The following is a 14064-nucleotide window of genomic DNA, read 5'->3' on the forward strand; positions in this document are numbered from 1 at the left end:
CGGTCCGCGCGGTACTTGTTACGGTCTCCGTCGGCCACGCTACAGCCTTCACGCAAGTGGCCGGTCCGGGTTGGATGCGCGACGGGTTCACGACGGATTCAAGGTGGATTCAAAGGTTGATCGGCCATGAAACCCGCAGCGCGCTCACTCGTGCAAGTTCTGTGTACCGGGCGTACGCCCCCTGTAACGCTTCCGCGACGCTTCTTTCGCGTACGGTCACGGATCGGGCACCGCGCTTGACGTGTCAGTGCCCTGGGGCAGACTTGGCCGGGAATAGCACAAAGGATCACCAGCATCATCAGGGATCACCGATCGCGGGAGCCACGTCAGCTGCTTTCGCGCGCGCCGATGGGGGACGCAGGAAGATGAGCCAGGACGCCGCACAGGGCCGGTACGCGGGGCGGTCGCTAGCCGGTGGCCGGTACCAACTGCGGGACCTGCTCGGCGAGGGCGGCATGGCCTCCGTCCACCTCGCCTACGACGCGGTGCTCGACCGGCAGGTCGCGATCAAGACACTCCACACCGAGCTGGGCCGCGAACAGGCATTTCGCGAGCGCTTCCGCCGCGAGGCACAGGCCGTGGCGAAGCTCACCCACACGAACATCGTCTCGGTCTTCGACACCGGCGAGGACGAGATGGACGGCATGACGACGCCGTACATCGTCATGGAGTACATCGAGGGCAACCCGCTCGGCTCGGTGCTCGACACGGACATCGCCCAGCTCGGCGCGATGCCCTCCGACAAGGCGCTGAAGATCACCGCGGATGTGCTGGCGGCGCTGGAGATCAGCCACGAGATGGGCCTGGTCCACCGGGACATCAAGCCGGGCAACGTGATGATGACCAAGCGCGACGTCGTCAAGGTGATGGACTTCGGCATCGCCCGCGCCATGCAGTCGGGCGTCACCTCGATGACGCAGACCGGCATGGTCGTCGGCACCCCGCAGTACCTCTCGCCCGAGCAGGCCCTCGGCCGCGGCGTCGACGCACGCTCCGACCTGTACTCGGTCGGCATCATGCTGTTCCAACTGACCACCGGGCGGCTGCCCTTCGAGGCGGACTCGCCGCTGGCCATCGCCTACGCGCACGTCCAGGAGGAGCCGGTCGCTCCCTCCTCCATCAACCGTTCGCTGCCGCCGGCCGTGGACGCGATCATCGCCCGCGCGCTGAAGAAGAACCCGAACGAGCGGTTCCCGAGCGCGGAGGCCATGCGGGACGAGTGCCTGCGGGTGGCCGCGTCGCTCCAGCCCGTCGCGCCGAGCATCGTGCCGGGCGCGCAGACGTCCAGCGGCGCCGGGGTCTCCTCCGCCGTCTTCCCGCCGATCGACCAGACCGGCACACCGCAGGCGGGCAGCGTCCAGACGCCGTACCAGCCGCACAACACGGGCGGATACGGTCCGCCGACGCCCGCACCCGCGCCGACGCCCGCCCCGTCCTACGGCTACCCGCAGCAGGGCGGCTACCGGACGCCGCCGCAGACCGCCGCATACGCGCCGCAGCAGGGGGCGGCCACCCCGCCGCCGTACAACATCGCGCCGCAGCAGTCCTCGCTCTCGGCGGGCGGCTCCGGGGGCGGGAAGAGCAACAAGGGCGTGATCGTGGGCGCCATCGTCGTGTCCGTCCTCGCGATCGGCGGTCTGATCACGGCGATCAGCCTGAACTCCGGCAGCGACGAGGCGAGCGGCGACACCGGCACGGACGTGTCCGCCTCGCCGACCGTGGTCGAGGGGCACAAGGGCCCGGACACGTCGAAGGTCATCGACTCGACCGAGTGCACGGAGCCCACGGAGTCCTACAACGACCCCGACAAGATCCTGCTGCCGGACTTCACCTTCAAGAACATCGACTCGGTGAAGAAGTGCTTCCAGGCGGCCGGCTGGGAGTACGACGTCCAGAAGGTCGACGAGAACACGTACGGCGAGGGCACGGTCATGGAGCAGTACCCGGCGGCCGACGACGACGTCGACCCGAAGGACATGCCGTCGATCATCCTCAAGGTCTCGACGGGCAACCCGGCCTGACGCGTCGCTCCCCTTGTCATAGGAAGGGCCCGGCACTCACGTGCCGGGCCCTTTGCGTATCCGGGGGCGGGGGTGGGGGTGTGACCCGGGGCTCAGAGGTACGGGCCCCCCGAGCGGCCGACCGTGCGCGGGTCGTCGTCGCCCTCGTGGCCGCCGACGCCCGGCGGCAGCGCGCGGCGCATCTGCTCCAGCTGGGCCCGAGCAGCCATCTGCTGGGCGAACAACGTCGTCTGGATCCCGTGGAAGAGTCCTTCGAGCCAGCCGACCAACTGGGCCTGCGCGATCCGCAGTTCCGCGTCGCTCGGGATCACCTCGTCGGTGAAGGGCAGGGAGAGCCGCTCCAACTCCTCGACCAGTTCGGGCGCCAGGCCGTCCTCGAGTTCCTTGACCGAGCTGGCGTGGATCTCCTTCAGCCGGGCTCTGCTGGCCTCGTCGAGGGGGGCGACCCGTACCTCTTCGAGAAGCTGTTTGATCATGCTGCCGATGCGCATGACCTTGGCCGGCTGCTCCACCATCTCCGTCACCGGGACCTCGCGGGAGTCCTCGTCTCCTCCGCCGCCCACCGCCATTCCGTCCTGGCCCACGACCAGGATCTGGGGCTGTTCGGGCGACCGTTCGTTCCTCGGCATCTCCATGCCGCCATTCTCTCGCACACGTACACCTCACCACCCTGGTGCCCCCCACGGAGGGTGATCCACCGTTTACGTACCCCCCCGTTCGCGTCCTGACCGGGGGGGGTGAGCGACCTGGGGCCTCCGGCGGACACCGACGGGCTCGGGCTCATGACCGCGGGACGACCCCGGTCGGGGCGGGAGGGGGGACGGGCGGGGAGGGGGCTCGCCGCGCGGGAGGTGGCCGGTCGGGGCCACGGCAAGGGCTGGGTGCTGTCGGCGGGGCGGACGGACGCCCCTCTGCTCGCCCTGGACAGCCTCCGGCGGTGCTCGGTTCCGGTCCCGGCGGCACTCCGGTCGGCCTTCGAGGGGCTTCGAACAGACCCAGGCGGCCCGTCACCGTCGTCTCCCGGCCCCGACCCCGCTGGGTTTCGGCTCGCGAGGGTCGAGATGCCGGCGCGGTGGTGGCGTGTGAATCTGAGGGCGTGGCATCTCGGCTTCGTTCGGTGCGCGTGACGGGACTCGCTCTCGTCGCGGGGATGCTCGTGGTCCTGGGGGCCGTGCCGGCCGGGTACGCGGCCGAGCCCGACCCCGCGACCTCCTGGGCCGGCAGCCGCGCGGGCGAGGGGCGGGAACGGCCGGGACGACAGGACGCCGGGCCCCTGGAACCGGAGGACGACGGGTATCCGCCGCCGGGAGAGCCCACCCTCGGACGACCCGACGGCCCGGACGCCGGCATCGCCCCCGAGCCGTCCCGGCCCGTCCCCGCGGCCCCGCCCGGCACCGGCACCGCGACCGCCGAGGAACCCGTGCTGCAGTTCCTGACCCTCGGCAGCGGCCTCGTGCTGACGGGCCTGGGCCTCGGCCTCGCCTTCGTGGGGCTGCGGATCCGACGGTACTGAGCGCCCACCCGCACCGGGGCGGCCGAGCGGGCGCCCGGCGGAGAACTCGTACGGTGCTCCGGCGCCCTACGGCACCACCAGGAGCACCTTCCCGACGTGACCGCTCTCCTCCAGCACCCGGTGGGCCGTGGCCGCGTCGTTCATCGGGATCTCGCGGTCGACGACCGGGCGTACATGACCGCCGTCGATCAGCGGCCACACATGCTCACGTACGGCGGCGACGATCGCCGCCTTCTCCTGCGGCGGGCGGGCGCGCAGCGAGGTCGCGCTGATCGCGGCACGCTTGGCGAGCAGGGCGCCGATGTTCAGCTCGCCCTTGATCCCGCCCTGCATCCCGATGATCGCGAGGCGGCCGTTGACGGCGAGAACCCGGACGTTGCGGTCGAGATACTTGGCGCCCATGTTGTCGAGGACGACATCGGCCCCCTTGCCGTCCGTGGCCCGCCGGACCTCCTCCACGAAGTCCTGCTCGCGGTAGTCGACCAGGATGTCCGCGCCCAGGGCGGCGCACTGTTCGAGCTTCTTCTTGGTTCCCGCCGTGACGGCGACCCGCGCGCCGACGGCCTTGGCGAGCTGGATGGCCATCGTGCCGATGCCGCTGGAGCCGCCGTGCACGAGGAACGTCTCGCCGGGGCGCAGATGGGAGATCATGAAGACGTTCGACCAGACCGTGCAGGCCACCTCGGGCAGCGCGGCGGCCCGGTTGACGTCGAGGCCGGAGGGCACCGGCAGCAGCTGTCCGGCCGGGGCGACGACCTTCTCCGCGTAACCGCCGCCCGAGAGCAGCGCGCACACCTCGTCGCCGACGTTCCAGCCGGCCACGCCGGGCCCGATCTCCGCGATCCGCCCGGAGCACTCCAGGCCAGGGTAGGGGGAGGCGCCGGGCGGTGGGTCGTAGAAGCCCTGCCGCTGCAGCAGGTCGGCGCGGTTCACGGCGCTCGCCGCCACCTCGATGAGCACTTCGCCCTCGCCGGGCACCGGGTCGGGGACCTCGTCCCACACCAGGGCCTCGGGTCCGCCGGGCTCGGGAATCGTGATCGCATGCATGAGGGGACGCTACTCCTCGGCCGGGGCAGGGGCCCGGTGCAGGACGGGCCTGCGTCTCCGGTCCCCCTCCTGCGGCCTCGGTAACTAATCTCTTGCGCCCTTGGTCCTGATTGAGGTGCAATCGGTCCCCATCGGAGAGACCGTGGAGACGCTATGGCCACACGGACTCCTCACGACCCGCTCGCCCCGATGTCGAAGCGGTCCCGACTCCCCGCGCGGCGACCGATGAGTTTCGGCGGCCCCGGTGGTCTCCCCTTGCGTAGCCCCGGACAGGGCCCCGTACGCGGAAGGATCCCAGACATGAGCGCACAGACGTCCGGCCTCGCGATCGAGACCGCGGGTCTGGTGAAGACCTTCGGCGAGACCCGGGCCGTCGACGGCGTCGACCTGGCCGTGCCGGCCGGCACGGTCTACGGCGTCCTCGGCCCGAACGGCGCCGGCAAGACGACCACGGTGAAGATGCTCGCCACCCTTCTGCGCCCCGACGGCGGCCAGGCGCACGTCTTCGGCCACGACGTCGTCCGGGAGGCCGACGAGGTACGCGGCCGGGTCAGCCTGACCGGGCAGTACGCCTCCGTGGACGAGGACCTGACCGGCACCGAGAACCTGGTGCTGCTGGCCCGGCTCCTCGGCCACGACAAACGGACGGCACGGCAGCGCGCCGGACAACTGCTGGAGGCCTTCGGACTGACCGACGCCGCCGGAAAACAGGTCAAGCACTACTCGGGCGGCATGCGGCGCCGTATCGACATCGCCGCCTCCATCCTGAACACGCCCGACCTGCTGTTCCTGGACGAGCCGACGACCGGCCTCGATCCCCGCAGCCGCAATCAGGTGTGGGACATCGTGCGCGCGGTGGTCGCCCAGGGCACGACCGTGCTGCTGACCACGCAGTATCTGGACGAGGCCGACCAGCTGGCGTCCCGGATCGCGGTCATCGACCAGGGCAAGGTGATCGCGGAGGGCACGAAGGGCGAGCTGAAGGCGTCCGTCGGCGCCGGTTCCGTCCATCTGCGGCTGCGCGACGCGGCCCAGCGCCCGCAGGCCGAGGAGGTGCTGCGGCTCGCCCTCGACGCCGATGTGCAGCGCGAGCCGGACCCGGTGGCGCTGACGGCCCGCGTGGGCGCGGGTTCCGCCAACGGGCAGGGGGCTGCCGAGGCCGCCGCACGAGCACTCGCCGAGCTGGCCCGCACCGGCATCACCGTCGACAACTTCTCGCTGGGGCAGCCCAGCCTGGACGAGGTCTTCCTCGCCCTCACCGGACACGACACCAAGGCATCGGCCGCCGCGCAGGCCGAGGAGACCACCGAGACGAAGGACGAGGCGGCGGCATGAGCACCGCGACCACCACGGAGAACAAGGAACTCGCCCCCGTCAGCGCCGAGTCGCTCGCCGCGCTGCTCATCGCCAAGGAACGACCGCCGCGGCCCAGCGCCCTGTCGGCGTCCCTGACCTTCGGCTGGCGGGCCATGCTCAAGATCAAGCATGTGCCGGAACAGCTCTTCGACGTCACCGCCTTCCCGATCATGATGGTGCTGATGTACACGTACCTCTTCGGCGGTGCGCTGGCCGGCTCCCCTGAGGAGTACATCCAGTTCCTGCTGCCGGGCATCCTGGTGATGTCGGTCGTGATGATCACGATGTACACGGGAGTCTCGGTCAACACGGACATCGAGAAGGGTGTCTTCGACCGGTTCCGCTCGCTGCCTATCTGGCGGCCGTCGACGATGGTCGGCTATCTGCTGGGCGACGCCCTGCGCTACGCGATCGCGTCCGTGGTGATGCTCACCGTCGGCATGATCCTCGGCTACCGCCCGGACGGCGGGGTGGTGGGCGTGGTCGCCGGAGTCGCGCTGCTCATCGTCTTCTCGTTCGCGTTCTCGTGGATCTGGACGATGTTCGGTCTGATGCTGCGCACCGAGAAGTCCGTGATGGGCGTCAGCATGATGGTGATCTTCCCGCTGACCTTCCTGTCCAACGTCTTCGTCGACCCGAGCACCATGCCGGGCTGGCTCCAGGCCTTCGTCAACAACAGCCCGGTCACGCATCTGGCCTCGGCGGTCCGCGAGTTGATGGCGGGCGAGTGGCCGACGGCGGAGATCGCCTGGTCGCTGGGCTGGTCCGCCCTGTTCGTGCTGGTCTTCGGACCGATCACGATGCGGCTGTACAACCGCAAGTAGCCGATCACGCCAAGAGAGAGGCCCCGGGGTACGGAACCCCGGGGCCTCTCCCGTTCCCGCTACGGCAGGTGCTTGGTCTCGGGGGTGATCTTCGTGCTCGGGGTGGCGCGGACGATGGTGATGAGCCGGTCCGTCAACTGGAGCTCCCCGATGGACGGGTCGTCGTAGCCGAGCACACGGTGCCCGCGCAGCACGCTGACCACCAGGTCATCCGTCTCCCGCACCCCGCGCCCCACCTCGGCCTTTATGACCGGCCGTTCGGCGATGTCGAGTCCACTGCCCTGCTGGATGAGGTCCTCCATCACCATGCCGGCCGCCGGGCTGAGCACGGAGAGCCCGAGGAGCCGTCCGGCCGCGCTGGCACTGGTGATGACGACATCCGCCCCGGACTGCTTCAGCAGCGGCGCGTTCTCCTCTTCCCGCACGGCGGCCACGATCTTCGCCCCACGATTGAGCTGGCGGGCGGTCAGGGTGACCAGTACGGCCGTGTCGTCCCGCGCGGTCGAGATGATGATCTGCCGCGCCTTCTGAAGCTCGGCCCGCAGCAGCACATCACTGCGGGTCGCGTCCCCGATGACCCCTGTGTACCCCTCGGACGTCGCCGCCTCGATGGCCTTCGAGCTGGGGTCCACGACGACGACCTGTTCCTTCTTCAGGCCCGTCGCGCAGACGGTCTGGACCGCCGACCGTCCCTTCGTCCCCCAGCCGACCACAACGGTGTGCTCCCTCAAGGCCGCCCTCCAGCGGTTCTGTCGCCATTCCTCACGCGTGCGCTCCGTGAGCACTTCCAGCGTGGTCCCGACCAGAATGATCAGGAACAGCACACGCAAGGGCGTGATCACAAAGATATTGGTGAATCGGGCAGCATCACTGACCGGAGTGATGTCGCCGTAGCCGGTGGTCGAGAGGGTGACGGTCGCGTAGTAGAACGCGTCGAGCAGGTCCACGGAACCGTCGGAGTTGTCGTTGTATCCCTCACTGTCGGCGTAGACGATGAACGCCGTCGCGACCAGCACGAACAACGCCATCGCCAGCCGTTGGCCGACCTGACGGATCGGCCGCTCGACCTCACGCTTCGGCAGTCTCACCTGATGGGTCACGTGACGCTCGTCCGCGTTACGGGCGATCGCGTCCTGGCCCGGCAGTTTCACGTGAAACACTCCCCGTTTCCGCGTACATCCCCTGACTGCACTCCGCCCCCCGCCGCCCGCTGTTTCACGTGAAACACACCTGGATCCCCGCAGTCGCCCAGGGAAGGTCGAGCAGTTCCAGCTCCTGCCCAGAGCGCGCACCACCGGGCGGTACGACGGCCAGAGCATCGGCGGTGGCGATGCCGCGGAGCATAGCGGGACCGTTGTAGTGCAACGGCACGGCGTCATCACCCCGCAGACCGACAGGAACGAGCCGGGTGTCGTACGGGTGCCCGTGCACCGCCTCCCGCAGAGGCATCGTGTACGGCTCCGGCGCGGCCCGTCCGGCGAGGATCCGCAGCAGGGGCTCTGCGAGCGTGAACAGCCCGGACACGGCGGCCAACGGGTTGCCGGGCAGCCCGACGAGGTGTTGGTCCTGTCTGATGCGGGCCAGCAGCATGGGGTGCCCCGGACGCACCTTGACGCCGTCGACGAGGAGTTCGGCCCCGACGCGGCGCAAGATGGGGTGGACGTGATCGACGGGCCCGGCGGCCGTACCGCCCGTGGTCACGATGAGGTCGGCGGTGGACTTCTTCACGGCCCGGTACAGGGCGTCGGCGTCGTCCCCGACACGGCGTACGGCGGTCACCTCGGCGCCGAGCGCGCGGAGCCAGGACGGCAGCATCGGGCCGAGGGCGTCCCGGATCAGGCCCTCGCGCGGGAGTCCGTCGGTGAGCAGTTCATCGCCGAGCACGAGCAGTTCGACGCGCGGGCGGGGGAGCACGCTCACCGTGTCGTACCCGGCTGCCGCCGCGAGCCCGAGGGCGGCCGGGGTGATCTGTGTGCCGAGCGAAAGGAGTTGGTCGCCGATCCGGCACTCCTGGCCCCGTGGGCGGATGTCCTGCCCGTGGGCCGGCTCCCGGGTCGGGTGCAGCCGCCCCTTGTCGTCGGTGCGCCCGTGCTCACTGCGCAGAACGGCGGTCGTGTCGAGCGGGACGCGGGCACCGGTGGCGATCCGGACCGCCTCCCCGTCGGTGAGCCGCCCTGCGTCGGCGTGCCCTGCCAGCACACCGTCCTCCCGAACGTCCCAGGGGCCGGGACCGGCGACCGCCCAGCCGTCCATCGCGGAGGTGTCGAAGGAGGGGAGGTCGGTGAGGGCGGTGAGGGGGGCGGCGAGAACGAGGCCGAGCGCCTTGTCGAGGGTGACCGACACGGGGGCCCGACGGCCCGCCGCGCGGCCGGCCCGTTCGGCGACGGCCCGCGCCTCTGGCCAGGAGGTGGCCCGGTGGGGGGAGTCGTCCTTGGCCCGGTGCGCCTCGGCCCGTGCCGCCGTGGGGGTTTCGCGGGGGGAGCGGGGTTCGCCCGGCCCCCGGGCGGCCCTGTCGTTGGCCACGGCCAGCGCCTCCTCCACGTCGAGTTCCTCGGCGTCCTGGGCGGTCATCCGGCGGCCGGGCCCAAGTCCTGGCCGGCACCGGGCCCGGCGTCGGACCGGGTCTCCGACGTGGTGTCCGGCTTGGCGTCGGGGGTGTTCTCGTCGGCCCAGCGGAGGGCCAGGGCGGACGCCTTGCGGGCCGCTTCGGTGACTGCCTCGGGGCCTCCCCCGGCCTTGGCGGCGGCATAGCCGACGAGGAACGTGGTCAGCGGAGCGGCGGGCCGGGCCACACTGTGGGCGGCGTCACGGGCGAGGTCGAGCAGCTCGGTGATGTCGACGTCGAGGTCGATCCCCAGCTCGTCCTTGACTGCGGAAATCCATTCATCCAACACGTTGCCATGCTCCCTGATCCGTGCGCGGGCGGCGGCGATGTCGTCCCAGGTGTCGCAGTCGAAGGACGCGAGAGGGTCGGTGATGCGGGTGAGGCGCAGCGCGGCGGTCAGCCGTCGCAGGGGGAGCCCGGTGAGTCCGTCGTGCTCGGCGGCGAGCCGCGTCAGCTCACGGTTCAGGGACTCGGCCCGGTAGGCGGCCACGAGGGGCTGGTCGCGGCCGTCGGGATCGGTGACCAGGACGCCGTCGGCGGGGTCCGTCCTGTCCGCGAGGGCGTCGAGCAGCCGCCGTACCGTCTCCTCGGCCAGGAACGGCAGATCGGCGGAGAGCACGAGGACGTGCGGCGCGGTGGTGTGCCGGAGTCCGGCGCCCAGCGCCGCCAGCGGGCCGCCGCCGGGGGGCTCCTCGCGGGCCCACAGCACGGGCCGCGCGGTGGGCCGGGGATCGGCGACGACGACTGTCGTCCGGGCCCCGGCGCAGGCGGTCAGCACCCGGTCGAGCAGGGCCCGCCCGCCCACGCGCACGGCCGGTTTGTCGGCGCCCCCGAGCCGCCGGGCGGCGCCTCCGGCGAGCACGACGGCGTCGAACGCCTCGGTAGCGGGGCCGCCCGGGGGCTCATACGCGGTCACCCTCCGAGTATGCGGGCCCCGGCGATCACAGGGAACGCGGGGGAGGCGGCGCAATCACGGCCCGGTCGGGTCCGATGGCGCGGAGCGATCGAACCCGACCGGCGAAGCCGATGATCAGAGCGTGCGCAGCAGCACCGCCGGCTGTTCGACGCAGTCCGCCACGTATCGCAGGAAGCCGCCCGCCGTGCCGCCGTCGCAGACTCGGTGGTCGAAGGTGAGCGAGAGCTGCACGACCTGCCGTACCGCCAGTTCGCCCCGGTGCACCCAGGGCTTGGGGACGATACGGCCGACGCCGAGCATGGCGGCCTCGGGGTGGTTGATGATCGGCGTGGAACCGTCGACGCCGAACACTCCGTAGTTGTTCAGCGTGAAGGTCCCGCCGGTCAGCTGGGCGGGCGTCAGGGTCCCGGTCCGCGCCGCCTCGGTCAGCCGGGCGAACTCCGCGCCGAGCGACTCCGCGTTCCTGGTGTGCGCGTCCCGTACGACGGGGACGACCAGGCCCCGTTCCGTCTGCGCGGCGAACCCGAGGTGCACATGGTCGAGCCGTACGACCTCGCGGGCCTCCATGTCGACCGTCGAGTTCAGTTCCGGGAAGCGGGCCAGCGCGGCGGTGCAGATCCGGGCAAGCAGCGCGAGGAGGGAGATCTTCGGGCCGCCGGCCGCGTTCATGGCCGTACGGGCGTGCATCAGCTCCGTCGCGTCGGCGTCCACCCAGCAGGTCGCGTCGGGGATCTCGCGCCGGCTGCGGGAGAGCTTGTCGGCCACGGCACCCCGGACGCCGCGCAGCGGGACGCGGGTGCCGGAGGCGGCCGTGGCGGAGGCGGCCGTGGCGGAGCCAGCCGTGGCGGAGCCAGCCGTGGCGGAGCCAGCCGTGGCGGAGCCAGCCGTGGCGGAGCCAGCCGTGGCGGAGGCAGCCGTGGCGGAGGCAGCCGCGGGCGGGGCGGTGGGTACCGCGACGGGGCGCACGGCCGGTGCCTCCCTCGTCTCCGGTGCCCGGCCCGAGGGCGCGGTGGACCGCAGCGCGCGCTCCACGTCCGCCCGCAGGATCAGCCCCTGGGGTCCGGATCCCGTCAGTTCCCGCAGGTCGAGGCCGTTCTCGCGGGCGAGGCGGCGGACCAGCGGGGAGATGACCGGCACGGGTCCGTCCGTACGGACCGGGACAGCCGCTGCGGCAGCGTGCGCGGGAACAGCGACGGGAGCGGCCTCGGGCACCGGCACCGGCACCGGCACGACGGACCGTGCGGGCTCCCCCGGCCGCACCCTCCTGCGGCGCGCCGGCGGCGCTCCCGTGCCGTATCCGACCAGTACGTTGCCGGAGCCCTCGCTCTTCTCGGCGTCGGCCGCGCCCGTGCCCCCGGCGGAACCGTCGACGACCGGCGCCCCCACGGCCACCGTCAACAGCGGAGCGCCCACGGGCAGTTCCGTGCCCTCCTCGCCGAAGCGGGCGGTGACGACCCCGCCGTAGGGGCAGGGGACCTCGACCATGGCCTTGGCCGTCTCGACCTCGACGACCGGCTGGTCGATCGCGACGACGTCCCCGACCTGGACCAGCCAGCGGACGATCTCGGCCTCGGTCAGCCCCTCGCCGAGGTCGGGCAGCTTGAACTCCAGCACCTGTGCCATCAGTTCTCCGCCTCCCACTGCAGACGCCCCACCGCGTCCAGGATCCGGTCGACGCCGGGCAGGTGGTGCCGCTCCAGCATCGGCGGGGGATACGGGATGTCGAACCCGGCCACGCGCAGCACGGGCGCCTCCAGGTGGTGGAAGCAGCGCTCGGTCACCCGGGCCGCGATCTCGCCGCCCGGACCGCCGTAGGAACCGGACTCGTGCACGACGACCGCGCGGCCGGTCCGTCGTACCGACGCGGCGACCGTCTCGTCGTCGAAGGGCACCAGGGAGCGCAGGTCGACGACTTCGAGGTCCCAGCCCTCGGCCGTGGCCGCCTCGGCGGCCTCCAGGCAGACGGGCACGGAGGGGCCGTAGGTGAGGAGCGTGGCGCTGCGGCCGGCGCGGCGCACGACCGCGCGGCCGATCGGCTCGACGGCCTGCGGTTCCTCGGGGTTCCAGGCGTCCTTCGACCAGTACAGGCGCTTGGGCTCCAGGAAGACGACCGGGTCGTCGGAGGCGATGGCGGCACGCAGCAGCCCGTAGGCGTCGGCGACGGTGGCCGGCATGACGACATGGAGCCCCGGAGTCGCCATGTAGTAGGCCTCGGAGGAGTCGCTGTGGTGCTCGACGCCGCCGATGCCGCCGCCGTACGGGACGCGGATGGTGATCGGCAGCGGCATCGCGCCGCGCGTGCGGTTGCGCATACGGGCGACATGGCTGATGAGCTGCTCGAACGCCGGGTAGGCGAACGCGTCGAACTGCATCTCGACGACCGGCCTCAGCCCATACATGGCCATGCCGACCGCCGTGCCGAGGATGCCCGCCTCGGCGAGCGGGGTGTCGGTGACCCGGTCCTCGCCGAACTCCTCGGCGAGCCCGTCGGTGACCCGGAAGACGCCGCCGAGGGTGCCGACGTCCTCGCCCATGACGTGCACGGTGAGGTCGGCGGTCATGGCGTCGCACAGGGCTCGGGTGAGCGCCTGCGCCATGGTGGCGGGCTTGAGGGCGACGGTGGTCATCACTGCGCCCCTTCTCGCTCCGCCGCCAGCTCGGCCCGCAGCAGGGCCTCCTGTTCGCGCAGTTGCGGGGTGGGTTCGGCGTAGACGTGCGCGAAGAGGTCCATGGGGTCGAGCACGGGGTCCTGGTTCATGCGCTCGCGCAGGTCGGCCGCCATCGTCTCGGCGGCGTCGCGGGCGGCCCGGACGCCGTCCTCGTCGAGGAGTCCGCGCTCGGTCAGCTCGTGCTCCAGGAGCACGATCGGGTCGTGCGCGCGCCAGGTCTCGACCTCGGCGTCGACCCGGTAGCGGGTCGCGTCGTCGGCGTTGGTGTGGGCGTCGATGCGGTACGTCACCGCCTCGACCAGGGTGGGACCGCCGCCCGCGCGTGCGTGGGCCACGGCCCCGGCGAGCACCTGGTGCACGGCCACGGCGTCGTTGCCGTCGACCAGGCGGCCCGGCATCCCGTAGCCGACGGCCTTGTGGGCCAGCGAGGGGGCGGCCGTCTGCTTCTCCAGGCGGACGGAGATCGCGAAGCCGTTGTTCTGGACGAGGAAGACGACCGGGGCCTGCCAGACGGCGGCGAAGTTGAGTGCCTCGTGGAAGTCGCCCTCGCTGGTGCCGCCGTCGCCGACCAGGGCGAGCGCCACCACGTCGTCGCCCTTGAGGCGGGCGGCGTGCGCGAGGCCCACGGCGTGCGGGAGCTGAGTGGCGAGCGGGGTGCAAAGCGGTGCCACGCGGTGCTCGCGGGGGTCGTAGCCGGTGTGCCAGTCGCCGCGCAGCAGTGTGAGCGCCTGGACGGGGTCGAGGCCGCGGGCGACGGCGGCGAGCGTGTCCCGGTAGCTCGGGAAGAGCCAGTCCCGGTCTTCGAGGACCAGCGCGGCGGCGACCTCGCAGGCCTCCTGGCCGGTGCTGGAGGGGTAGACGGCGAGCCTGCCCTGCTTGGTCAGGGCCGTGGCCTGCGTGTTGTAGCGACGGCCGCGCACCAGCTCGGCGTAGAGCCGGCGCAGCAGCGCGGGGTCGGCGTCGGCCGCCGCGTCCGTGCCGAGCACGCGGTACGGCAGCGCGTCGGGCAACAGCGGCGCGGGGTCCGTGCGGGGCTGCCAGGCGGGCGGCGGTGTCGGGCGGTACGCGCCCCGCTGCTCCATGACCGTCATACGGCACCTCCTCGTGGGAGTG

At 71.9% G+C, this 14064-nt stretch carries 12 protein-coding genes; 4 read left to right on the forward strand and 8 right to left on the reverse strand.

The features are described from left to right. The first annotated feature begins 365 nt into the window (after nt 1-365). On the forward strand, nt 366-2021 hold the full coding sequence (locus F9278_RS24045; protein WP_152170178.1) for a protein kinase domain-containing protein: 1656 nt from the start codon (nt 366-368) through the stop codon (nt 2019-2021). A gap of 92 nt (nt 2022-2113) precedes the next feature. On the opposite strand, the gene F9278_RS24050 is transcribed toward F9278_RS24045, so the two are convergent. Beyond that, nucleotides 2114-2656 carry a bacterial proteasome activator family protein gene (locus F9278_RS24050; RefSeq protein ID WP_152170179.1) on the reverse strand — a complete coding sequence of 181 codons (543 nt, stop codon included), beginning with the start codon at nt 2654-2656 and terminating at the stop codon, nt 2114-2116. Between the two features lie 488 nt (nt 2657-3144). On the opposite strand from F9278_RS24050, the gene F9278_RS24055 reads away from it, so the two are divergent. After that, nucleotides 3145-3534, forward strand: coding sequence for a hypothetical protein (locus F9278_RS24055; protein ID WP_226966900.1), 390 nt, complete (start codon nt 3145-3147; stop codon nt 3532-3534). A gap of 66 nt (nt 3535-3600) precedes the next feature. Here the strand turns inward: F9278_RS24055 and F9278_RS24060 are convergent, their stop codons facing one another. Next, entirely contained in the window at nt 3601-4581 is a 981-nt protein-coding gene (locus F9278_RS24060; RefSeq protein ID WP_152170181.1) for an NAD(P)H-quinone oxidoreductase, read from the reverse strand. Nucleotides 4582-4881: 300 nt separating this feature from the next. Between F9278_RS24060 and F9278_RS24065 the strand changes: the two genes are divergently transcribed. Then, nucleotides 4882-5916 carry an ATP-binding cassette domain-containing protein gene (locus tag F9278_RS24065; RefSeq protein ID WP_152170182.1) on the forward strand — a complete coding sequence of 345 codons (1035 nt, stop codon included), beginning with the start codon at nt 4882-4884 and terminating at the stop codon, nt 5914-5916. Continuing rightward, nucleotides 5913-6761, forward strand: coding sequence for an ABC transporter permease (locus tag F9278_RS24070; protein ID WP_152170183.1), 849 nt, complete (start codon nt 5913-5915; stop codon nt 6759-6761). Before F9278_RS24065 ends, F9278_RS24070 begins: the two co-directional genes overlap by 4 nt. A 59-nt stretch (nt 6762-6820) precedes the next feature. Here the strand turns inward: F9278_RS24070 and F9278_RS24075 are convergent, their stop codons facing one another. The 6 genes from F9278_RS24075 to pdhA form a co-directional block, all read right to left on the reverse strand. Continuing rightward, nucleotides 6821-7912, reverse strand: a complete 1092-nt coding sequence (locus tag F9278_RS24075; RefSeq protein ID WP_152170184.1) for a potassium channel family protein — start codon at nt 7910-7912, stop codon at nt 6821-6823. A 64-nt stretch (nt 7913-7976) separates the two neighbouring features. Beyond that, nucleotides 7977-9332 (reverse strand): molybdopterin molybdotransferase MoeA, encoded by a 1356-nt coding sequence (locus F9278_RS24080; RefSeq protein ID WP_152170185.1) that lies wholly within the window; start codon nt 9330-9332, stop codon nt 7977-7979. After that, nucleotides 9329-10282 carry an NTP transferase domain-containing protein gene (locus tag F9278_RS24085; RefSeq protein WP_152170186.1) on the reverse strand — a complete coding sequence of 318 codons (954 nt, stop codon included), beginning with the start codon at nt 10280-10282 and terminating at the stop codon, nt 9329-9331. Before F9278_RS24085 ends, F9278_RS24080 begins: the two co-directional genes overlap by 4 nt. Before the next feature lie 114 nt (nt 10283-10396). Next, complete coding sequence (locus tag F9278_RS24090; RefSeq protein ID WP_152170187.1) at nt 10397-11905, reverse strand: dihydrolipoamide acetyltransferase family protein; 1509 nt, start codon at nt 11903-11905, stop codon at nt 10397-10399. Further along, nucleotides 11905-12909, reverse strand: coding sequence for an alpha-ketoacid dehydrogenase subunit beta (locus F9278_RS24095; protein ID WP_152170188.1), 1005 nt, complete (start codon nt 12907-12909; stop codon nt 11905-11907). Before F9278_RS24095 ends, F9278_RS24090 begins: the two co-directional genes overlap by 1 nt. Further along, a complete protein-coding gene (gene pdhA, locus F9278_RS24100) occupies nt 12909-14042 on the reverse strand; it encodes a pyruvate dehydrogenase (acetyl-transferring) E1 component subunit alpha (RefSeq protein ID WP_152170189.1) in 1134 nt (377 codons plus the stop codon). The genes F9278_RS24095 and pdhA overlap by 1 nt, the downstream gene beginning before the upstream one ends. Nucleotides 14043-14064: the final 22 nt, after the last annotated feature.

The sequence above is a fragment of the Streptomyces phaeolivaceus genome (genome assembly GCF_009184865.1).
Lineage (GTDB): Bacteria > Actinomycetota > Actinomycetes > Streptomycetales > Streptomycetaceae > Streptomyces > Streptomyces phaeolivaceus.

What these genes read in the sequence shown, in the direction of transcription:
- F9278_RS24045 (WP_152170178.1), top strand. Translation starts at nt 366, where the DNA reads ATGAGCCAGGACGCCGCACAGGGCCGGTACGCGGGGCGGTCGCTAGCC.
- F9278_RS24050 (WP_152170179.1), bottom strand. Translation starts at nt 2,656, where the DNA reads ATGGAGATGCCGAGGAACGAACGGTCGCCCGAACAGCCCCAGATCCTG.
- F9278_RS24060 (WP_152170181.1), bottom strand. Translation starts at nt 4,581, where the DNA reads ATGCATGCGATCACGATTCCCGAGCCCGGCGGACCCGAGGCCCTGGTG.
- F9278_RS24065 (WP_152170182.1), top strand. Translation starts at nt 4,882, where the DNA reads ATGAGCGCACAGACGTCCGGCCTCGCGATCGAGACCGCGGGTCTGGTG.
- F9278_RS24070 (WP_152170183.1), top strand. Translation starts at nt 5,913, where the DNA reads ATGAGCACCGCGACCACCACGGAGAACAAGGAACTCGCCCCCGTCAGC.
- F9278_RS24080 (WP_152170185.1), bottom strand. Translation starts at nt 9,332, where the DNA reads ATGACCGCCCAGGACGCCGAGGAACTCGACGTGGAGGAGGCGCTGGCC.
- F9278_RS24090 (WP_152170187.1), bottom strand. Translation starts at nt 11,905, where the DNA reads ATGGCACAGGTGCTGGAGTTCAAGCTGCCCGACCTCGGCGAGGGGCTG.
- F9278_RS24095 (WP_152170188.1), bottom strand. Translation starts at nt 12,909, where the DNA reads ATGACCACCGTCGCCCTCAAGCCCGCCACCATGGCGCAGGCGCTCACC.
- pdhA (WP_152170189.1), bottom strand. Translation starts at nt 14,042, where the DNA reads ATGACGGTCATGGAGCAGCGGGGCGCGTACCGCCCGACACCGCCGCCC.